Below are 20118 nucleotides of genomic sequence, written 5' to 3'. Positions count from 1 at the left end.
CGATCACCGCAGGACTTTGTGACTCGTCGCACAAACCTCGTCTGGAGGCTCCCTTGCCCCGCCGTCGTCGTCGCACCGCGATCATCGTCTCCGCCGCGCTCCTGTCGGCCGCACCCCTCCTCACCGCCTGCGGCAATGACGCGCACCCGGGCGCCGCCGCCGTCGTCGGCGGCGAGCGGATCGAGGTGTCCACGGTCCAGGCCGCGGTCAAGGACGTGCGCACCGCGCAGGAGAAGACCCCCCAGGGCGAACAGCTCGTCCGGGAGACCGGCCAGCTCAGCCGGGCCAAGCTGTACGACCTCATCGTCAACCAGGTGGTGCACAAGGCCGCGGACGACGCGGGCGTCACCGTCACCCGCAAGGAACTCCAGCAGGGCCGGGAGATGCTCGCCCAGCGCTTCGGCGGCGAGGAGGGCCTGGCCACGGCGTACCTCCAGGAGCGCGGGGTCGCCCCCGACCAGCTCGACGCCGTCGTCGAACGCGACATCCTGATCAACAAGCTCGCCCGCTCCATGGGCACCAACGACCCCGCCGAGGGCCAGCAGAAGCTGAACGCGGCCTTCACCACCGCGGCGAAGTCCCTCGACATCGACGTGAACCCGCGCTTCGGCACCTGGAACGACCAGAAGCTGGAGCTCGGCGACTACAAGGCGGCGTGGATCACCCAGGTCAGCGAGCAGCAGCAGCCGCCGGCCGTGCCGGCGACGGCGTAAGGGCGCCCGGCGGGCGGAGGTAGGTTCGTGGGGTGACCACGAACACCTCCGCCGCCGCGCCCGCCGACGCCGGTCCGACCGGCCGCATCGTCCTGCTCACCACGAGCCACCGGGTCGCCCCCGGGCTGCTGTCCTGGCCCGCGTGGCAGACCCTGCGCACCGCGGACCGGGTGCTCTGCGCCGACCCCGCCCACCCCCAGCTGCCGCACCTGCGGGAGGCCGGGGTCGAGGTGACCGGATCGGTGCCGGACGCGCAGGGCCTCGTGGACGCCTGCGCCGGGGGCGCGACCGTGGTGGTCCTGGTCACCGGCGAGGGCGACCGCGCCCTGACCGACGGCCTCGCCCGCCTCGCCGGCTCCGGCCGCGTCGCGATGCCCGCGCTGGAACTCCTGCCCGGCTCGTACGACCTCCCCGGCGCCCGGCTCCTCGACCTCGTCCAGGTCATGGACCGCATCCGGGTCGAGTGCCCGTGGTCGTCGGTGCCCACCCACGAGGACCTCGCGAAGTACGCGATCGAGGAGGCGTACGAACTCGTCGAGGCGATCGAACAGGGCGACCGCGACGAGCTGCGGGAGGAACTGGGCGACGTCCTCCTCCAAGTGGTCTTCCACGCGCGCATCGCGCAGGAGGACCCCGAGGAGCCGTTCTCCGTCGACGACGTCGCCGGGACGATCGTGGACAAGCTGATCAACCGCCATCCGCACGTCTTCGGCACGGAGACGGCGCGGACGCCGCAGGAGGTGCGGGACATCTGGCTGCGCACCAAGGCGACGGAGAAGCAGCGCGACTCGGTGACGGACGGGATCCCCCTGGGCCAGCCGGCGCTCGCCCTCGCGGGCAAGCTCGCGTCCCGCGTCCGCACGGCGGGGCTCGACGTTCCGCTGCCCGCGGGAGAGGGCGTGGGGTACGAGCTGCTGGCGCTGGCGGTCGCGGCGGACGCGTCGGGCGTGGACCCCGAATCCGCCCTCCGCGCGGCGACCCGCGCGTACCACGCGTCCATCCGCGCAACGGAGTCGTCCCGCTAGGGCGTGTCTTACGGACCTTGCTGGGCTCGCGTGCCCTGGTGCCGCTCCCCCTGGGCCTTCGGCCCGGGAGGTACCCCCACTCCGCCCTGTCGTCGGTCGCCAATAGCCCCCTGTGCCCTGCGGGCACGGTGGTACCCCCAGCGCCTCTGAGTCGCTTCCCCTTCGTCGCTTACCTGCGGGACGGAGGGTTTTCAGGGGCGCGGGGAACTGCGCGACAAGCCACGCACGGTCTGCACAGACCAGCGCACCTGTGGGGCTACGGCGGGTGGGTCAGGGGCGCCGGGGCACCCATGCCCGCAGGGCACTGGGGCGCGGGGGAACGTGCGGCAAGCCCACCACCCGGCCGCGCGCCAGCGTACGCGTACCCGCGGGATACCGTCGGCGCATGCACGCGACTCCCGGCCAACCCACACCCCCGCTCTTCACCTGGGAGTTCGCCACCGACCCCTACCCCACCTACGCCTGGCTCCGCACCCACTCGCCCGTCCACCGCACCACCCTCCCCAGCGGCGTCGAGGCGTGGCTCGTCACCCGGTACGCCGACGCCCGGCAGGCCCTCGCCGACCCGCGGCTGTCGAAGAATCCGGCGCACCACGACGAGCCCGCCCACGCCAAGGGCAAGACCGGGATCCCGGGGGAGCGCAAGGCGGAGTTGATGACGCACCTGTTGAACATCGACCCGCCGGACCACACCCGGCTGCGCCGGCTCGTCTCCAAGGCGTTCACGCCCCGCCGCGTCGCCGCCTTCGCGCCGCGCGTGCAGGAGCTGACGGACCGGCTGATCGACGGCTTCGCGGACCGCGGCAGCGCGGACCTGATCCACGAGTTCGCCTTTCCGCTGCCGATCTACGCGATCTGCGACCTGCTGGGCGTGCCCGCCGAGGACCAGGACGACTTCCGGGACTGGGCGGGGATGATGATCCGCCACGGCGGCGGCCCCCGCGGCGGCGTGGCGCGCTCCGTGAAGAAGATGCGCGGCTACCTCGCCGAGCTGATCCACCGCAAGCGGGAGACGCTCGGTGCCGAGAGCGCCGACGACGACCTGATCTCCGGGCTGATCCGGGCCAGCGACCACGGCGAGCACCTCACCGAGAACGAGGTCGCCGCGATGGCGTTCATCCTCCTCTTCGCGGGGTTCGAGACGACCGTGAACCTGATCGGGAACGGCACGTACTCCCTGCTGCGCAACCCCGCGCAGCGCGCCCTGCTCCAGGAGTCCCTGGCGGCGGGTCAGACCGACCTGCTGGCGACGGGCGTGGAGGAGCTGCTGCGCTACGACGGGCCGGTGGAGCTGGCGACCTGGCGGTTCGCCACCGAGGCGCTGACGATCGGCGGGCAGCGGGTCGCCGAGGGCGACCCCGTCCTCGTCGTGCTCGCCGCCGCCGACCGCGACCCCGAACGCTTCGACGGGCCCGACGTCCTCGATCTGTCCCGACGTGACAATCAGCACCTCGGGTACGGGCACGGCATCCACTACTGCCTGGGCGCGCCACTCGCCCGCATCGAGGGGCAGACCGCGCTGGCGACCCTGTTGCGACGCCTCCCTGACCTGCAACTCGCCGTGGATCCGACCGATTTGCGCTGGCGCGGTGGTCTGATCATGCGTGGACTGCGCACGCTTCCCGTGGAGTTCGGAGCTCCAACTTACTGACGGAGCATCAACTCTGTGATGTTCGCGTTATCCCGGCTGCATCGACTTGTGACTGACGTTGGAGTCCGGCTACGTTCACCCCCGTCTCAGCCGTCAGCGAAAGGCAACCGCATGCTCTCCGGGAATGGTCGACATCGCCGTCCTCGCCAGGCCCCGGCCCTCGTCGTCGCCGCGGGGGTGACGGGATCCGCGATCGCGATCCCGCTCCTGGGCGCGGGGTCGGCGTCCGCCGCGGACTCCGCCGTCTGGGACCGCGTGGCGGAGTGCGAGAGCGCCGGGCAGTGGAGCGCCAACACCGGCAACGGCTACTTCGGCGGGCTCCAGTTCTCGCAGGAGACCTGGGACGCCTTCGGCGGTGCGCAGTACGCGGAGCGCGCCGACCTCGCGAGCCGTTCGCAGCAGATCGCGGTGGCGGAGAAGGTGTTGGCCGCCCAGGGGCCGCTGGCGTGGTCGTCCTGCGGGGCGAACGCGGGGCTGCCGGGCGTCAAGGCGCCGAAGGTCGACCCGGGCGCGCTGCCGACGCCCTCCGTGCCGGCCGTGCCGTCCCCCACCTCGACCCAGGGCGTCGGCAACGGCGTCGGGCCGGGAACCGGTGCGGACGAGGGCAAGAAGGCCGGCGGCAAGCACCGCGGCCCGGCCGCGACCGAATCCTCGGCGACTCCTGCGACTCCTGCGACCCCGGACCCCTCGGGCACGAGCGAGGGTACGGAGAAGAGTGCGGGGAAGGGCGCGGGCGAACAGCGCGCGACCGACGACACCCGGGCCTCGCGCAGCGACACGCCCGGCCGCGGCGACTCCGTCCAGCCCGCCGACCCGGGCAAGGCGGCCGGCGCACCGGCGAAGGGCCAGCAGAACGGCGGCTCGACGGGCACCGGCACCGACAGCGGCGCCGGCAAGGACGGCGCGACCCCGGGCAACCCGGGTGCCGCCGCCGACGTCCAGAAGGAGAAGGGCGAGGCCGGCGGGGACACCGCGACCGCGTCGCCCGGCACGTACACCGTCCGCCCCGGGGACAACCTCTGGGCCATCGCGGACGCGCAGGACCTCCCCGGAGGCTGGCCGGCGCTGTACGAGGCCAACCGCGACGCGGTCGGCGCTGATCCCGACTTGATCCTGCCTGGTCAGAACCTTGACCTCGGGGTGAAGTAGCCCGATTCCGGGGCACGTTGAGGCAGGGTTTTGCCGGCTTTTGTCCGTTTCTGCGTAAGTGAGACATGTGTCTCTCTGCTCGAACGGGCTTCCGTGGCCGAGCGGAACGACGCATTCCGTGCCCCACCTGCGGAAACGGAGGTTTCCGGAAGGCCGTGATGGGCGTTTTCTCCCCGATGTTCCTTCTTTGAACATCGGGGAGGGCTGTGTTTACGGTCTGACCGCTCGCCAAAGCGGGCACCACTGACCGTCACGCCGAATCCTGCCGTCGGTCGGGGGGAACAGTCGTCGCGAGAGCGCCGAAGGCAGGAGCGGGGGACCCACGTACGTGCCGGTCCCGTCCACCCCGGGGAGACCCGGGGCACGGACACCGGCTGGGCGTGTCTGATGGATCGGGCTGGACCAGCGAGCGGGGTCTGGTGCCGTGGATATCAAGGCGGAGGAGGGAGTCGACGCGGAGCGTCGGCGACCGACGACAACGCGGCGAGGCGCGGTGTCAGGGCACGCGAGCCCAGCCAGATCCGTCAGACACGCCCTAGGGGTGAAGCCGCGCCGAGCGCGCGGCCGGGCAACTCACTTGGCCCGAACCCGACAGCTCACCTCGTAGGCGTCGGTGAGGAGATCCACCATGCTGTTTTCCAGCAAGGGCAAGCACCGCCGCCCGTCCAAGGCCGCCAAGTTCGCCGCCTTCGCCGGCATCACCACCGCCGCGATCGCCGCCCCGCTGGTGGGCGCCACCTCCGCCTCCGCCGCCACCGCCGCCGAGTGGGACAAGGTCGCCCAGTGCGAGTCCGGCGGCAACTGGTCCATCAACACCGGCAACGGCTACTACGGCGGCCTGCAGTTCTCCGCCTCCACCTGGGCCGCCTTCGGTGGCACCAAGTACGCGTCGAACGCGCACCTCGCCTCCAAGTCGCAGCAGATCGAGATCGCCGAGAAGGTCCTCGCGGGCCAGGGCAAGGGTGCCTGGCCGAGCTGCGGCGTCGGCCTCTCCAAGGCCGCGTACAACGGCGGCGGCGCCGAGCAGGCCCCCGCCCCGAAGCAGGAGCAGCCGAAGCAGCAGCCCAAGCAGGAGCAGCCGAAGCAGCAGCAGGCGCAGCCCTCGCAGGAGCGCGCCGAGGCCCCGACCACCCGCTCCGAGCGCCCGTCCGCCCCGGCCAAGTCCGCGCCGAAGGCCGGCGGCTTCGAGAAGGGCGACGGCGAGTACGAGGTCCAGTCCGGCGACACCCTGAGCAAGATCGCCGAGACCGAGCAGGTCGAGGGCGGCTGGCAGAAGCTCTTCGAGCTGAACAAGGACGTCGTGGACGACGCCGACGTCATCTACCCGGGTCAGCAGCTCCACCTGAGCTGACCCGTCGCGAACCCACGGGCCGTCACCCCGACCCGACCCCCCACGGGTTCGCCACTCACGGCCCCGGGCCGGCGCGCTTCCCCCGTACGCGCCGGCCCGGGGTTCTGTGTGTCACGGGTGCGCCGCGCGCCCGCGCCGATCGTCGATGGCCCGCGTCTGAGCAGGCATCCGCGCAGTTGAGAGGCGTTACCCGGCAGTAGCTGTGCGCCTTTCGGCCGGGGTGAAGTTCTTCGCACTCTTTTTCGTCCCAGGGGGCGGGCAGCGGCCGGTCGGCGCCCCCCAGCCGGTTAGGCTCTTGCCGTTGGGCCGCTGAGCCCGCACCCCACGCGTCACATCCCAGAAGGAGATGCTCGTGCCGTCCATCGACGTCGTCGTAGCCCGGGAAATCCTGGACTCCCGAGGCAACCCCACGGTCGAGGTCGAGGTCGGCCTCGACGACGGGAGCACCGGCCGCGCCGCCGTGCCCTCGGGTGCCTCCACCGGTGCCTTCGAGGCCCTGGAACTCCGCGACGGAGACCCGAACCGCTACCAGGGCAAGGGCGTCGAGAAGGCCGTCCTCGCCGTCATCGAGCAGATCGGCCCGGAGCTCGTCGGCTACGACGCCACCGAGCAGCGCCTCATCGACCAGGCGATGTTCGACCTGGACGCCACCCCGGACAAGTCGTCGCTGGGCGCCAACGCCATCCTCGGCGTCTCCCTCGCCGTGGCGCACGCCGCCTCCGAGGCGTCCGACCTGCCGCTCTTCCGCTACCTCGGCGGCCCGAACGCGCACCTGCTGCCCGTTCCGATGATGAACATCCTGAACGGCGGCTCGCACGCCGACTCCAACGTGGACATCCAGGAGTTCATGATCGCCCCGATCGGCGCGGAGTCCTTCTCCGAGGCGCTGCGCTGGGGCACCGAGGTGTACCACACCCTCAAGAAGGTGCTGAAGGGCCGCGGCCTGTCCACCGGCCTCGGCGACGAGGGCGGCTTCGCGCCGAACCTGGACTCCAACCGCGCCGCGCTGGACCTGATCATCGAGGCGATCAAGGAAGCCGGCTACGTCCCGGGCAAGGACATCGCGCTCGCGCTCGACGTCGCCGCCTCCGAGTTCTACAAGGACGGCTCGTACGAGTTCGAGGGCAAGTCCCTCTCCGCCGCCGAGCTGACCGAGTACTACGAGGAGCTGGTCGCGGCCTACCCGCTGGTCTCCATCGAGGACCCGCTCTTCGAGGACGACTGGGCCGGCTGGAAGGTGCTCACCGACAAGCTGGGCGCCAAGGTCCAGATCGTCGGCGACGACCTCTTCGTCACCAACCCGGAGCGCCTGGCCCGCGGCATCGAGGAGGGCTCCGCGAACGCCCTGCTCGTCAAGGTCAACCAGATCGGTTCGCTGACCGAGACCCTGGACGCCGTCGAGCTGGCCCAGCGCAACGGCTTCAAGTGCATGATGTCCCACCGCTCCGGCGAGACCGAGGACGTCACCATCGCCGACCTGGCCGTCGCCACCAACTGCGGTCAGATCAAGACCGGCGCCCCGGCCCGCTCCGAGCGCGTCGCCAAGTACAACCAGCTCCTGCGCATCGAGGAGATCCTGGACGACGCGGCCGTGTACGCGGGCCGCAGCGCGTTCCCCCGCTTCAAGGGCTGATCGGCCCCGGCAGCCAGTCGTGCGGTACGTCCCCGGCCGCGGTCCCGTACCGTGTCCGGGGACGTACGCGCGTACGTCCCCCGATGGCACCGACCAGACGGCACCGACGGAGCAGCCGGCGCAGGGGAGGCGGAAGAGATGGCCCGAAGGAAGCCCGGGACCGGTGACGGACGGTTCTCCACCGCGACCAGGCTGCGACTGCTCGGCGAGCAGACCGCCGCGCGCGTGTACCGCTCCCAGACCAAGCGCCAGGCGCGCCGCTCCCGGCTGACGGGCCGGGCGGCCTTCCTCGCGCTCGTCGTCTGCTCCCTCGTCGTGGCGCTGGCGTACCCGATGCGGCAGTACGTCTCGCAGCGCGGCGACATCGCCGACCAGCGCGAGCGGATGGCCGACGCGGAGCAGCAGGTGGAGCGGTTGCGGGACGAGAAGGCGCGGCTCCAGGACGACATGTACGTCCGCCGCCTGGCCCGCGAGCACCTGCACTACGTGCTGCCCGGGGAGACCGGGTACATCATGATCGACCCGGAGGCGGCCGAGCAGCGCCGCAAGGACGAGGGCTCGGCCGACCGGCCCTGGTACTCGAACGTCTGGGAAGGCGTCGACGACGCGGACCGCGACTGACCGCGCACCGGACCCACGCGGCACGCACGACGACGCAGCACCACGCAGCACGACGACGCAGCAACGTAGAACGACGGATCCAAGGCAGGCATGGAAACCCCTCCACCCACCACCGAGCACACCGCCCCCACGGACGACGACATCGCGGCCTTCCAGCTCCAGCTCGGGCGCCCGCCGCGCGGTCTGCGGGCGATCGCCCACCGCTGCCCCTGCGGACTGCCGGACGTCGTCGAGACCGCGCCCCGGCTGCCCGACGGCACCCCCTTCCCCACGCTGTACTACTTGACCTGCCCGCGCGCCGCCTCCGCGATCGGCACGCTGGAGGCCAACGGCGTGATGAAGGAGATGTCGGAGCGGCTGGCGACGGACCCCGAACTCGCCGCCGCCTACCGGGCCGCGCACGAGGACTACATCGCGCGCCGCGACGAGATCGAGGAGCTGACGGGCTTCCCGAGCGCCGGCGGCATGCCGGACCGGGTGAAGTGCCTGCACGTCCTGGTCGGGCACTCGCTGGCCGCGGGCCCCGGGGTCAACCCGCTGGGCGACGAGGCCATCGCGATGCTGCCCGAGTGGTGGCGCAAGGGCCCCTGCGTGACCCCGTGCCCGGCCGACGGGTTCGCCGCGCAGGCCCCGGAGGAGGACGCATGACCCGCGTCGCCGCCGTCGACTGCGGCACCAACTCCATCCGGCTCCTCGTCGCCGAGGTCGATCCGAGCAGTGGCGAACTGGTCGAGCTGGACCGACGGATGATCATCGTCCGACTGGGGCAGGGCGTCGACCGCACCGGTCGGCTCGCCCCCGAGGCGCTGGAGCGCACCTTCGCGGCCTGCCGCGAGTACGCCGCGGCCATCGCCCAGCACGGCGTCAAGCGCGTCCGCTTCGTCGCCACCTCCGCCACCCGCGACGCCGAGAACCGCGCGGACTTCGTCCGGGGCGTCGTCGACATCCTGGGCGTCGAGCCCGAGGTGATCACCGGGGACCAGGAGGCCGAACTCTCCTTCACCGGTGCCACCGGCGAGCTGCCCGGCCACGAGGAGCGGCTGGTCGTCGACATCGGCGGCGGCTCCACCGAGTTCGTCATCGGACGCGACCGGGTGGAGGCCGCGCGCTCCGTGGACATCGGCTGCGTCCGGCTCACCGAGCGCCACGTGCGCAGCGATCCGCCGTCGGCGGCCGAACTGGCCGCGGTCCGCGTGGACATCGAGGCCGCCCTGGACCTCGCCGAGGAGACCGTGCCGCTGCGCGGCGCCCGCACGCTGGTGGGGCTGGCCGGCTCCGTCGCCACGGTCGCCGGCATCGCGCTGGGACTGGACGCGTACGACTCCCGGGCGATCCACCACTCCCGGATCTCCCGCGCCGCGGTCGCGGAGATCGTGCGCACCCTGGCCGCCGCGACCCACGACGAGCGGGCCGCGATCCCGGTGATGCACCCGGGACGGGTGGACGTGATCGTCCCGGGCGCGCTCGTCCTGCTCGCGATCATGGAGCGGATCGGGGCGGACGAGGTGGTCGTCAGCGAGCACGACATCCTCGACGGAATCGCGGCGTCCATCGCCTGATCGGCAGCCCTGCGGGGGGCTGCGCGGGGCCCCACGGAGGCCGGCGCCGGGGCCGTCCAGGCGCATAAAAGCCGCATAAATGTCGCGGTGACACGGCCTTGATGAGAACTCGATGAGCAACTTCGTGAAGTTCTTCACAAGGAAAAGGGGCCTGATGGGGGCGGTGCGGGGCCGAAAGGCACGCGCTGCGGGGCCTTTGGGCCCGAAGGAGTGCGGGCGAAAGGGACTTCGGGGTGATTCGGGAAGGTGAACCACCGGACCGGCGAACCCCTGGAGTCCCCTCAAGGGGCCAGCTCACAGCGGGTGCCCAACGACTGGACCACCCTTCGGGTTCCCCAAGTGGACCATGACCTCGATCACGCGGGCCGCGCAGTGTAGCAGAGCCCGGTCGAGACCTTGTGAAGGGGCTCACGAGCACCCCCCACCAGGGGGGTGGATACTCGATGGCATGAGCACCACGGAGCGTCCCAGGATCCTCGTAGTAGGCGGTGGGTACGTTGGCTTGTACGCGGCACGGCGCATTCTGAAGAAGATGCGCTACGGCGAGGCGACCGTCACGGTCGTCGACCCGCGGTCGTACATGACGTACCAGCCCTTCCTCCCCGAAGCCGCCGCCGGCAGCATCTCGCCCCGGCACGTCGTCGTCCCGCTGCGACGCGTCCTGCCGAAGGCCGAAGTGCTCACCGGCCGGGTCACCACGATCGACCAGGACCGCAAGGTCGCCACCATCGCGCCGCTCGTCGGCGAGGCGTACGAGCTGCCGTTCGACTACCTGGTCGTGGCCCTGGGCGCGATCTCCCGCACCTTCCCGATCCCCGGACTCGCCGAGCAGGGCATCGGCATGAAGGGCATCGAAGAGGCCATCGGGCTGCGCAACCACGTCCTGGAGCAGCTCGACAAGGCCGACTCCACCACCGACGAGGAGGTCCGCCGTCGGGCGCTGACCTTCGTCTTCGTCGGCGGCGGCTTCGCCGGGGCCGAGACCATCGGCGAGGTCGAGGACATGGCGCGCGACGCCGCCAAGTACTACACCAACGTCAAGCGCGAGGACATGCGGTTCATCCTCGTCGACGCGGCCGACAAGATCCTTCCGGAGGTCGGGCCCAAGCTCGGCGCCTACGGCAAGGAGCACCTGGAGTCCCGCGGCGTCGAGATCTACCTGCAGACGTCGATGGACTCCTGCGTCGACGGCCACGTGGTGCTGAAGAACGGCCTGGAGGTCGACTCCGACACCATCGTGTGGACCGCCGGCGTCAAGCCGAACCCGGCGCTCGCCCGCTACGGCCTCCCGCTCGGCCCCCGCGGCCACGTGGACACCTCCACCACCCTCCAGGTCCAGGGCACGGACTACATCTGGGCCGCCGGCGACAACGCCCAGGTCCCGGACGTCGCCGCCCGCAAGGCCGGCGTGGAGAACGCCTGGTGCCCGCCGAACGCGCAGCACGCCCTGCGCCAGGCCAAGGTCCTCGGCGACAACGTGGTCTCCGGCATGCGGGGCTTCCCGCAGAAGGAGTACAGCCACGCCAACAAGGGCGCCGTGGCCGGCCTCGGCCTCCACAAGGGCGTCGCCATGATCGTCATGGGCAAGATGAAGATCAAGCTCCGCGGTCGGCTGGCCTGGTACATGCACCGTGGCTACCACGGCCTCGCGATGCCGACCTGGAACCGCAAGATCCGCGTCTTCGCGGACTGGACGCTCGGCATGTTCCTCAAGCGCGAAGTCGTCTCCCTCGGCGCGATCCAGTCGCCGCGCGAGGAGTTCTACGAGGCGGCCAAGCCGACGCCCGCGCCGGTCACCGCCACCCCCGAGAAGGCCAAGGCTTCCTGACTCCGGCCTTCCCGGTCCCGTAGGCACCCGAACGAGGGGCCGCCCGCCATCCGTGGTGCGGGCGGCCCCTTCGCCGTGCCCGGGGCACGACCATGCGGGGGGTTCACAGCGGGATACGGGCGTTTCACGGTCAGTACGGGCGCCGGGCGGGAAGCACCCTCAGGGGTCGGGTTGTTGTCGTGACGGCAACCCGCAATCCGCCAGCCGGAACGCCGGAACCTCACGGAGGTGTGCGCCATGGCCCAAGCCGCAGTGCGGCTGACCGCCCTCGCCGAAGACCTGTTGGGCAAGCCCTTCCCCGTCCGCCTGCGGGCCTGGGACGGGTCGGAGGCGGGGCCGCCGGGCGGACCCGTGCTCGTGGTGCGGCACCGCCGCGCCCTGCGGCGGCTGTTGTGGCGGCCCGGCGAGCTGGGCCTGGCGCGCGCCTGGGTCGCCGGGGAACTCGACGTCGACGGCGACCTCTACACCGTCCTGGACCACCTCACCGGCGTCCTCTGGGAGCGTGCCGACGCCGCCCGCGAAGCCGACGCCGCCCATGAAACGGACAGCCGGCTGCGGCGGCTGCGCGACCCGGGGCTGCGCACCGCGGCCCGCGGCCTGTTGGCGCTCGGCGGCGCCCTGCCGCCCCCGCCGCCGCCCCCCGAGGAGGTCGGCCGCCGTGCCGGCTCCTCGCACACCAAGCGCCGCGACCGCCAGGCCATCAGCCACCACTACGACGTCGGGAACGACTTCTACGCACTCGTCCTCGGTCCCTCCATGGTGTACTCCTGCGCCTACTGGGGCGACGGCGCGCTGACCCTGGAGGACGCCCAGCGCGCCAAGCTCGACCTCGTCGCCCGCAAGCTCGCCCTGAAGGAGGGCGACCGGCTGCTGGACGTCGGCTCCGGCTGGGGCTCGATGGCCATCCACGCCGCCCGCGAGTACGGGGCGCAGGTCACCGGCGTCACGCTCTCCCGCGAGCAGGCCGCGTACGCCCGCAAGCGGGTCGCCGAGGCCGGGCTGACCGACCGGATCGAGATCCGCGTCCAGGACTACCGGGACGTCAGGGACGGCCCGTACGACGCCATTTCCTCCATCGGGATGGCCGAACACGTCGGCTCCCTGCGCTACCAGGAGTACGCGGCCCAGCTCCACGCCCTCCTCAAGACCGGCGGCCGGCTGCTGAACCACCAGATCGCGCGCCGCCCGCAGGCCGACGAGTCGGCGTACGAGGTGGACGAGTTCATCGACCGGTACGTCTTCCCCGACGGGGAGCTGTCGCCGCTCGGCGCCACGGTCACGGGCCTGGAGTCCGCCGGCTTCGAGGTGCGGGACGTGGAGTCCATCCGCGAGCACTACGCCCTCACCCTGCGCCGCTGGGTGGCCAACCTGGAGGACGACTGGCAGCAGGGCGTCGCGCTCACCTCGCCGGGCCGGGCCCGGGTGTGGCGGCTGTACATGGCCGCGTCCGCGCTCTCCTTCGAGCGCAACCGGATCGGGGTGAACCAGGTCGTCGCCGTGAAGACCGGCGCGGACGGGGCGTCCGGGCTGCCGCTGCGCACCCGCACCTGGACCTGACGCCCGCCCGCGGCGCCGCCCCCGTACGTACGTGGGAGGGCCCCGGGAATCCCCGGGGCCCTCCTCGTGCCGTGCCGCTGCCGCGGCTACTCCGTCTTGATCGCGGTGAGCATGTTCAGCCGTGCGGCGCTGCGGGCCGGCCACATCGCGGCCAGCACGCCGACCACGCCGGCCAGCAGCAGGAAGACGCCGATCCGCCCCCACGGGATGACCAGGGCGTAGCCCGGCAGGGACTCCCGGAACGTCTCGCCGATCGCCCAGCCGAGGAAGGCGCCGAGGGCGATGCCGATCACCGCGCCGAAGAGCGAGATGACCACGGCCTCCAGACGGATCATCCGCTTCACCCGGCGGCGGTCCAGGCCGATCGCCCGCAGCATGCCGATCTCCTGCTGACGCTCGAAGACGGACATCGCGAGGGTGTTGACGACTCCGAGGACCGCGATGATCAGGGCCATCGCCAGCAGGCCGTACATGATGTTCAGCATCGTGTTGATCATGCCGCCGAACAGGTTGCGGATGTCCTGCTTGTCCATGATGGACATCGCCGGGTTGTCACCGAGGGCCTCCACCAGCGCCTGCTCGTTGGCCTCGGTCTCCCCGCCGGCCATCTTCACCCACACCTCGGGGATGGAGGGCTTCTCCTCGAAGGGGGCGATGACCTTGGTGTCGAGGAGGTAGGGGGCCACCATGTCGTTGTCCTCGAAGACCGCGCCGACCGTCAGCGTCTTGTCGGTCTTCACGTCGTCCCGGTGGAAGGTGACGGGCACCTGGTCGCCGGGCTTCCAGCCGTTCTTCTCGGCCGTCTTCTCGGCGATCGCGAGCTGGCCGTCGGCGAGCGTGCCCAGCGAGCCGGAGACCGTCTTGAGGTGGAAGACGCCCTCGACGCCCTTGGGGTCCACCCCGGAGACCGACTTGTACGAGTCCTTGATGTCGAAGGACGCGTTCTGCCGGGGCGAGATCGCCTCCACGCCCTTCGCCTTCGCCAGGGCGGTGACCGCGGACGGGTCCAGGGACCGGCCGCTGTCGGCCATGGTGACGAGGTAGTCGGCGCGGATGTTGTCCGTGGTCGACTTGTCGATGGCCTGGCCGACGGTCACGCCGATCACGGTCAGACCGGTGACCAGGGTCAGGCCGATGGCCAGCGCGGACGCGGTGGCGCCGGTGCGGCGCGGGTTGCGGACCGCGTTCTGTCCGGCGAGCTTGCCGGCGACGCCGAAGACTCCGTGCAGCAGCGGGCGCACCAGGGCGATCAGCGGCCGGGAGAGCTGCGGGATCAGCACGATCACACCGATGAGGGCCAGGAAGGCGCCGCTGGCGATCATGTAGCGGCCGGTGGTGCCGTCGCTCGCGCCGGCACCCGTGGCGATCAGCCCGGCGCCGCCGGCGGTCAGCAGGGCGCCGATGACGTTGCGCACCAGCAGGGACTTGGCGGAGGCGACCGAGTGCACGCTGCTCATCGCGGCGACCGGCGGGATCTTCGCGGCGCGGCGGGCGGGCAGCCAGGCGGCGAGCACGGTGACGACCACGCCGACGGCGAGGGCGGCCAGGATCGCGTTCGGCGAGATCACCAGCGGACCGTTGGGGATCTTGGCGCCGAAGGAGCCGACCAGCGAGCGCAGCCCGACCGCGAGCCCGAGGCCGAGGACGAAGCCGATGGCGGACGCGATGACGCCGACGAGCAGCGCCTCCAGGATCACCGAGCGCTTGACCTGTCGGCGGGAGGCGCCGACGGCACGCATCAGGGCCAGCTCGCGGGTGCGCTGGGCGACCAGCATGGTGAAGGTGTTGGCGATCAGGAAGATGCCCACGAAGAGGGCGATGCCGGCGAAGCTGAGCAGCATCGTGCTCATGTTGCTCATCTCGCGCTTGATGAGGTCGGCCTCTTCGTCGGCCAGCTTGGTGCCGGTCTTGGCGTCGGTGTCCTTCGGCAGCAGCGGCTGCACACCGGCCAGGACGGCGGAGTCGGCGGTGCCCTTCTTGGCGGTCACCTTGATCGTGTCGTAGTGGCCGGGCTTGAGGTACAGCTCCTGCGCGACGGCGGTGTCGAAGAGGACGAGGCTGCCGCCGGCGTTGACGGCGCCGTTCTCGGTGGTGAAGACACCGGCGAGGGCGTACTCCTTCACCGGGCCGTTGGTGGCGACCCGGACGGTGTCGCCGACCTCGTACTCGCCCTTCTTGGCGGTCTCCTTGTCGAGCGCTATCTCGTCGGCCTTCGCCGGGCCGTTGCCCTGGGTGAAGTCGTAGTCGGCGTCCTTGCCGTCCTTGCCGGGGGCGAAGTTGCCGCCGGCGTTGGCCCAGCCGTTGCCGATGAGCTTGCCGTCCTGGTCGGCGACGCCGGCGAAGCCGTCGACCCGGCCGGTGGCCTCGTCGACCTCGCCGAGGCCCTGGATCTTCTTCAGGGTCCCGGCGGGCAGCCCGGCCTCGTCGCGGCTCTCGACGACCACGGCGATCTTGTCGTAGCCCTTGGCCGACTGGTTCTTGAAGGCGTTGCCGAGGGTGTCGGTGAAGACCAGGGTGCCGGCGACGAACGCCACGCCGAGCATCACGGCGAGCACGGTCATCAACAGCCGGGCCTTGTGCGCGAGCACATTGCGCAGAGCGGTACGGAACATGTCAGTCAATCCTGTGGTGGGAGCCGGGGCAGCGGAGCTGTCGGCCGGGTCAGCTGGTCCGGCCCTTGGCGTCGAACGCCTTCATCCGGTCGAGGACGCCGTCGGCGCTGGGGTTGTGCATCTCGTCGACGATCCGGCCGTCGGCGAGGAAGATCACCCGGTCCGCGTAGGAGGCGGCCACCGGGTCGTGGGTGACCATGACGACGGTCTGGCCGAGCTCGCGGACCGAGTTGCGCAGGAAGCCGAGGACCTCGGCGCCGGAGCGCGAGTCCAGGTTTCCGGTCGGCTCGTCACCGAAGATGATCTCCGGCTGGGAGGCGAGGGCGCGGGCCACGGCGACGCGCTGCTGCTGACCGCCGGAGAGCTGGGTCGGGCGGTGGCTGAGCCGGCCGGAGAGCCCGACCATGTCGATCACGTTGTTCAGCCACTGCTTGTCGGGCTTGCGGCCGGCGATGTCCATCGGCAGCGTGATGTTCTCCAGCGCGGTGAGCGTCGGCAGCAGGTTGAACGCCTGGAAGATGAAGCCGATCTTGTCGCGGCGCAGCTGGGTCAGCTGCTTGTCCTTGAGGGAGCCCAGCTCGGTCTCCCCGATCCGCACGGAGCCGGAGCTGAAGGTGTCCAGGCCGGCCACGCAGTGCATCAGCGTGGACTTGCCGGAGCCTGAGGGGCCCATGATCGCGGTGAACTCGGCCTGGTTGAAGTCGACGGTGACCCGGTCGAGGGCGACCACCTGGGTCTCGCCCTGCCCGTACACCTTGGACAGGTCCGTGGCGCGGGCGGCCACGGTGGTGGGCCGGTGGGTGAGGGACATGGTGGTCACGGGGGCACTCCTGTCGGCGTGACGAATCGGGGATGACTCCATCGTGACCGCCGCCGTACGTCCGAACGTCAGCCCTCGTGCCCGTTCCGATGGCCCTCTTTGGTCGCACCGGCTCCTCGGTTCCTCCTCCTTGGGTATGACGGCACCCCCGAGACGGGAAGATCGGATCAGTGCCGCGCGACGCGTGCATCCGGCATGTGTGCGAGGCACGTACTGTGGGTCCGCGACGGGCCGGGCCGGGGCCCGCGCCCGGGTCGGGCACGGGCGACGAGTTTCCGTCAATCGCGTGAAGTCGCGAGAGTGACCACGTGTCGGGACATATGTGCCCACGCGCCGTTCACCAGCACTGATGCCCAATCAGGCGGCAATAAAATAAGACAACATCGGGCCATCGGCCGCCATTGAGAAGGATCAGCCCGGATAGGCTCGTCCCTCGTTGCGAGCGGTGTATCAGGCCCGGATGGTGGAACGTAGACACGGCGAGCTTAAACCTCGCTGCCCTTCGCGGGCGTGCCGGTTCGAGTCCGGCTCCGGGCACCGCAGGGGGCCCGGGGAAGCGGTCAAAAGTCGTTGAAGCTGAAAACATCGGATGGGTGAGTCCACCATCCACTTCCACCCCCTCCCGCAGGACGCCGCAGCCCGCCCGACGACCCCCGTCAGCGACGTGAGAGCCCGGTCACGATCCGGAAAGATCCTCCGTTGGCACTAGGGCAGAGGCTTTGCGCTCCCATTACTCTTGTCGCAAGGCCGCATCCGGCGGCCATGGAGGAGTGAGATGAGGAGCAGTAACCCGGTCTTCTCGCGACGGGGGTTCAGCCGCGACAACGGCATGGCGGGCTTCAACGCGCAGCCGCAGGCCGGGGGCGCCGCCGTAGCCACCAACCCTTACGCCCAGGGCACGGGCAACCCGTACGCGACCAACCCGTACGCCCCGACCGACCCGCAGGTCGCCGGTGGCGGTCCGCAGGCGCCCGCCGGCGCCGGTGTGATGACCATCGACGACGTCGTCTCGCGCACCGCGATGACGCTCGGCACCGTGGTGCTCACCGCCGTCCTCGCCTGGGTCACGCTGCCCGTCGACGAGGGCGCGCTGGGCAAGTCCTACGGCATCGCGATCGGCGCGGCCCTCGTGGCCTTCGTCCTCGCGATGGTGCAGTCCTTCAAGGCCAAGCCGGTTCCCGCGCTGATCCTGGCGTACGCGGCCTTCGAGGGCGTCTTCCTCGGCGTGATCTCCAGCGCCGTCAGCACCTACATCAGCCCCGGGGTGGTCGCTCAGGCCGTCCTCGGCACGATGGCGGTCTTCGCCGGTGTCCTGATCGCGTACAAGATGCGCTGGATCCGGGTCACGCGCCGCTTCTACGGCTTCGTGATGGCCGCCGCGATCGGCTTCATGCTGCTGATGGCGGTCAACCTCCTCTTCGCCGTCTTCGGCGGCGGCGACGGCCTGGGCTTCCGCAGCGGCGGCCTCGGCATCCTGTTCGGCGTCCTCGGCATCGTGCTCGGCGCGTGCTTCCTCGCCCTGGACTTCAAGCAGGTCGAGGACGGCATCACCTACGGTGCGCCGCAGCGGGAGGCGTGGTTCGCGGCCTTCGGCCTCACCATGACCCTGGTGTGGATCTACCTGGAGATGCTGCGCGTGCTGTCGATCATCCAGGGCAACGACTGATCCTGACGCCAGGGCGCGAGCGCCCGGCGTGAAGGAGGGCCCGCAGGCACAGCGCCTGCGGGCCCTCCGCCGTTTCCGGACCGTCCCTCAGAGCAGTCTCCGTGCGGCCCGCCGCAGGTCGTACTCGTGGATGATCGCCTTGGCGTGGCCGTACGAGAGGTCGTGCTCACTCCGGAGCCAGCTCACCTTCTCCTCAAGACGGAAGAGAGAGGGGCCTTCCTCGACGGTGTGCAACCAATCGGAGATCTCACGACCGGTGCAGTGGGGGATGCGGGAGAGGAGATTGCGGTGGGTCTCTTCGGAGAAGACATGGGACATCGGCGCCTCCGGACGCTTAGCGCGTGTGCTCCTTGTCGCCACCGTGCCTGAGGCGCCGGCCGTTGGCAACACTCCGTGGGGTGTGCATAGGGTGCGGTGTGCTTGATACGACCCCCCTGCTCGACGCCGCCGACCACTTCGCCGCCGCCTTGCGCGCGGCACCGCAGAGCCGCCTCCAGCGGGGTGCGGCGGCGGAGGGCCTGGCCCTGGCCAGGGAACTGGCGCTGCGCGCCCAGCGAATCGAGACGCCGGAGCGCGAGCCGCGGACCATGCCCGACGCGGGCGTCTTCGTCGTCGCCGACCAGGTCCAGGTCGCCGGCCGCGACCTCGCCGAGGCGCTGCGGAAGGGCTCCGCGGCGGAGGTTTCGGCCGTGACGGAGGCGGTGTCCGCGATCCGAGCCGCGGAACGCAGGGCGTTTCCCTGACGAGCGCGTGCGGTGCGCTGACGTGTTGCGGACAGCCCCGCGCGCCCCCGAACCCCGCCGCTTCTCTCTTGGATCACCGGGACGCCGTCGGGGCCCGTCGAAAGGGGCCTCGGCGAGTTCGTCCGGCACGTCCTTCATCGGGACAGGGTGTGATGCAGCCGCCCGCCGCATGTGCGGTCAGACGCGGGCCTCATCCGGTGGTATTCCTGAACGTCTCCACCGCAAGGCGACCTGTCTTGTTCGCGTTCCCGTGAAGGCGATGCAGAAGCAGCCATTGACCATCTTTGCGTGCTCCAGCGACGACTGATGAGTCCCGAGTGGCGCCGATGTGGTAGAGGGATGATTCTCCTCGGAACCAGCTGGGGGCAGGCTCGCCCAATTCGCGGTCGACCGCGAGTCCCACCAATACGCGGGCGGCTGTGCGTGGTGTCGTCCAGAGTCCTCCGGCGGGGAGCATGGGCCCCGAAAGGCTCCACGTGCTTCGAGGTCGGCCGAGGAGGCTGCGGCGGACCAGTCGGCGTTCCTTGGAGGGATGCGCGGTCATCGCGCCTGGTTCCAGTCCCAAGGGGGTGAGAACGTGCTGGTCCACCAGCTGCTGGAACGGGGAGTCGGCGGCAGTCGTGAGGGCAAGCCCTAAAATGCAGTACCCGAGGTTGGAATAGCTGACCGTCCCAGTAGGTCCCGCCCCCGCTTGATCGAGAGTCCGCACCACTTCGTTGAGGGATTCGTAGGTGAATGAAGCGTATGGATCGCGAATCTTTGGCGTGAGATTTGAGGGGAGCCTCGGTAACCCTGATGTGTGCTCGGCGAGTTGCCGCAGGGTGATCCCGGTCTTCTTCGGCGCTTCAGGCAGCCATTTTTCGACCGGATCGTCTAGGCGCAACGTGCCCAACTTCTCCAGCTGCACCAGAATGGTGCCGGTAATCACCTTTGTTAGCGATCCCACTTCAACGAAAAGATCCGGATCGTGGCCATGTGCGATTTGGTCACGAATTCCGCTTCCACCAAGGATGCATGTGGGCGTTCGCATGTTCGGTTACTCCTCCTATCGCTTGCTGCTCTGACGCCTTCTCCTGGGGAAGGAGGGAATTCTCGGGCTTCTTGTCATTTGTTCGACCCCGCGGGCGGTGGGTCAGGCTGAGGCGATGAGGTCGAGGACGGATTCGATGGAGCTGAGCCGGGCGACGACA

The 20118-nt window shown here is 70.7% G+C and carries 17 protein-coding genes, 1 tRNA gene and 1 riboswitch; of the genes, 14 read left to right on the top strand and 4 right to left on the bottom strand.

The window, feature by feature from the left end; genetic code table 11:
• The first annotated feature begins 53 nt into the window (after positions 1-53).
• From AB0E05_RS29740 to AB0E05_RS29690, 11 genes are all read left to right on the top strand, one after another.
• Positions 54-713: a SurA N-terminal domain-containing protein gene (locus AB0E05_RS29740; RefSeq protein WP_361969066.1), complete on the top strand. Its 660-nt coding sequence runs from the start codon at positions 54-56 to the stop codon at positions 711-713.
• Between the two features lie 32 nt (positions 714-745).
• Positions 746-1738 carry a nucleoside triphosphate pyrophosphohydrolase gene (locus AB0E05_RS29735; protein ID WP_361969064.1) on the top strand — a complete coding sequence of 331 codons (993 nt, stop codon included), beginning with the start codon at positions 746-748 and terminating at the stop codon, positions 1736-1738.
• 385 nt (positions 1739-2123) lie between these two features.
• Entirely contained in the window at positions 2124-3389 is a 1266-nt protein-coding gene (locus tag AB0E05_RS29730; RefSeq protein ID WP_361969062.1) for a cytochrome P450, read from the top strand.
• Between the two features lie 111 nt (positions 3390-3500).
• On the top strand, positions 3501-4538 hold the full coding sequence (locus AB0E05_RS29725; RefSeq protein WP_361969060.1) for a transglycosylase family protein: 1038 nt from the start codon (positions 3501-3503) through the stop codon (positions 4536-4538).
• Between the two features lie 503 nt (positions 4539-5041).
• Positions 5042-5163: riboswitch (cyclic di-AMP (ydaO/yuaA leader) on the top strand.
• Positions 5164-5166: 3 nt separating this feature from the next.
• Positions 5167-5889 carry a transglycosylase family protein gene (locus AB0E05_RS29720; RefSeq protein WP_361969058.1) on the top strand — a complete coding sequence of 241 codons (723 nt, stop codon included), beginning with the start codon at positions 5167-5169 and terminating at the stop codon, positions 5887-5889.
• A gap of 346 nt (positions 5890-6235) precedes the next feature.
• On the top strand, positions 6236-7522 hold the full coding sequence (gene eno / locus AB0E05_RS29715; protein ID WP_361969056.1) for a phosphopyruvate hydratase: 1287 nt from the start codon (positions 6236-6238) through the stop codon (positions 7520-7522).
• 138 nt (positions 7523-7660) lie between these two features.
• Complete coding sequence (locus AB0E05_RS29710; protein ID WP_361969054.1) at positions 7661-8143, top strand: septum formation initiator family protein; 483 nt, start codon at positions 7661-7663, stop codon at positions 8141-8143.
• Positions 8144-8233: 90 nt separating this feature from the next.
• The gene (locus tag AB0E05_RS29705; RefSeq protein ID WP_361969052.1) at positions 8234-8791 is read left to right on the top strand and encodes a DUF501 domain-containing protein; all 558 of its coding nucleotides are present in this window, start codon (positions 8234-8236) and stop codon (positions 8789-8791) included.
• On the top strand, positions 8788-9702 hold the full coding sequence (locus AB0E05_RS29700) for a Ppx/GppA phosphatase family protein (RefSeq protein WP_361969050.1): 915 nt from the start codon (positions 8788-8790) through the stop codon (positions 9700-9702). The genes AB0E05_RS29705 and AB0E05_RS29700 overlap by 4 nt, the downstream gene beginning before the upstream one ends.
• A 448-nt stretch (positions 9703-10150) precedes the next feature.
• Entirely contained in the window at positions 10151-11530 is a 1380-nt protein-coding gene (locus AB0E05_RS29695) for an NAD(P)/FAD-dependent oxidoreductase (RefSeq protein WP_361969048.1), read from the top strand.
• 237 nt (positions 11531-11767) lie between these two features.
• Positions 11768-13087: a cyclopropane-fatty-acyl-phospholipid synthase family protein gene (locus AB0E05_RS29690; protein WP_361969046.1), complete on the top strand. Its 1320-nt coding sequence runs from the start codon at positions 11768-11770 to the stop codon at positions 13085-13087.
• Between the two features lie 86 nt (positions 13088-13173).
• On the opposite strand, the gene AB0E05_RS29685 is transcribed toward AB0E05_RS29690, so the two are convergent.
• Together AB0E05_RS29685 and AB0E05_RS29680 are read right to left on the bottom strand one after the other, a co-directional pair.
• Positions 13174-15699, bottom strand: a complete 2526-nt coding sequence (locus AB0E05_RS29685) for an FtsX-like permease family protein (RefSeq protein WP_361969044.1) — start codon at positions 15697-15699, stop codon at positions 13174-13176.
• 49 nt (positions 15700-15748) lie between these two features.
• Entirely contained in the window at positions 15749-16510 is a 762-nt protein-coding gene (locus AB0E05_RS29680; protein WP_361531826.1) for an ABC transporter ATP-binding protein, read from the bottom strand.
• A 463-nt stretch (positions 16511-16973) separates the two neighbouring features.
• Here AB0E05_RS29680 and AB0E05_RS29675 point away from each other — a divergent pair.
• A tRNA-Leu gene (locus AB0E05_RS29675) sits at positions 16974-17056 on the top strand.
• Between the two features lie 238 nt (positions 17057-17294).
• Complete coding sequence (locus AB0E05_RS29670; RefSeq protein ID WP_361969042.1) at positions 17295-18185, top strand: Bax inhibitor-1/YccA family protein; 891 nt, start codon at positions 17295-17297, stop codon at positions 18183-18185.
• Positions 18186-18272: 87 nt separating this feature from the next.
• Here AB0E05_RS29670 and AB0E05_RS29665 read toward each other — a convergent pair whose 3' ends face one another.
• Entirely contained in the window at positions 18273-18503 is a 231-nt protein-coding gene (locus AB0E05_RS29665; protein WP_361969040.1) for a DUF4287 domain-containing protein, read from the bottom strand.
• Positions 18504-18601: 98 nt separating this feature from the next.
• Between AB0E05_RS29665 and AB0E05_RS29660 the strand changes: the two genes are divergently transcribed.
• The gene (locus tag AB0E05_RS29660) at positions 18602-18928 is read left to right on the top strand and encodes a hypothetical protein (RefSeq protein WP_361969039.1); all 327 of its coding nucleotides are present in this window, start codon (positions 18602-18604) and stop codon (positions 18926-18928) included.
• Between the two features lie 190 nt (positions 18929-19118).
• Here the strand turns inward: AB0E05_RS29660 and AB0E05_RS29655 are convergent, their stop codons facing one another.
• On the bottom strand, positions 19119-19958 hold the full coding sequence (locus AB0E05_RS29655; RefSeq protein WP_361969037.1) for a serine hydrolase domain-containing protein: 840 nt from the start codon (positions 19956-19958) through the stop codon (positions 19119-19121).
• Between the last annotated feature and the right edge of the window lie 160 nt (positions 19959-20118).

The sequence above is a fragment of the Streptomyces sp. NPDC048057 genome (assembly GCF_040653095.1).
GTDB lineage: Bacteria > Actinomycetota > Actinomycetes > Streptomycetales > Streptomycetaceae > Streptomyces.
This window is presented reverse-complemented; position numbering and strand designations above follow the sequence as displayed.

Bases quoted from the DNA above. Each gene is read 5' to 3' on its own strand.
- AB0E05_RS29730 (WP_361969062.1), top strand. From the start codon at position 2,124: ATGCACGCGACTCCCGGCCAACCCACACCCCCGCTCTTCACCTGGGAG.
- AB0E05_RS29725 (WP_361969060.1), top strand. From the start codon at position 3,501: ATGCTCTCCGGGAATGGTCGACATCGCCGTCCTCGCCAGGCCCCGGCC.
- AB0E05_RS29720 (WP_361969058.1), top strand. From the start codon at position 5,167: ATGCTGTTTTCCAGCAAGGGCAAGCACCGCCGCCCGTCCAAGGCCGCC.
- eno (WP_361969056.1), top strand. From the start codon at position 6,236: ATGCTCGTGCCGTCCATCGACGTCGTCGTAGCCCGGGAAATCCTGGAC.
- AB0E05_RS29710 (WP_361969054.1), top strand. From the start codon at position 7,661: ATGGCCCGAAGGAAGCCCGGGACCGGTGACGGACGGTTCTCCACCGCG.
- AB0E05_RS29705 (WP_361969052.1), top strand. From the start codon at position 8,234: ATGGAAACCCCTCCACCCACCACCGAGCACACCGCCCCCACGGACGAC.
- AB0E05_RS29700 (WP_361969050.1), top strand. From the start codon at position 8,788: ATGACCCGCGTCGCCGCCGTCGACTGCGGCACCAACTCCATCCGGCTC.
- AB0E05_RS29695 (WP_361969048.1), top strand. From the start codon at position 10,151: ATGAGCACCACGGAGCGTCCCAGGATCCTCGTAGTAGGCGGTGGGTAC.
- AB0E05_RS29690 (WP_361969046.1), top strand. From the start codon at position 11,768: ATGGCCCAAGCCGCAGTGCGGCTGACCGCCCTCGCCGAAGACCTGTTG.
- AB0E05_RS29685 (WP_361969044.1), bottom strand. From the start codon at position 15,699: ATGTTCCGTACCGCTCTGCGCAATGTGCTCGCGCACAAGGCCCGGCTG.
- AB0E05_RS29680 (WP_361531826.1), bottom strand. From the start codon at position 16,510: ATGTCCCTCACCCACCGGCCCACCACCGTGGCCGCCCGCGCCACGGAC.
- AB0E05_RS29670 (WP_361969042.1), top strand. From the start codon at position 17,295: ATGAGGAGCAGTAACCCGGTCTTCTCGCGACGGGGGTTCAGCCGCGAC.
- AB0E05_RS29665 (WP_361969040.1), bottom strand. From the start codon at position 18,503: ATGTCCCATGTCTTCTCCGAAGAGACCCACCGCAATCTCCTCTCCCGC.
- AB0E05_RS29655 (WP_361969037.1), bottom strand. From the start codon at position 19,958: ATGCGAACGCCCACATGCATCCTTGGTGGAAGCGGAATTCGTGACCAA.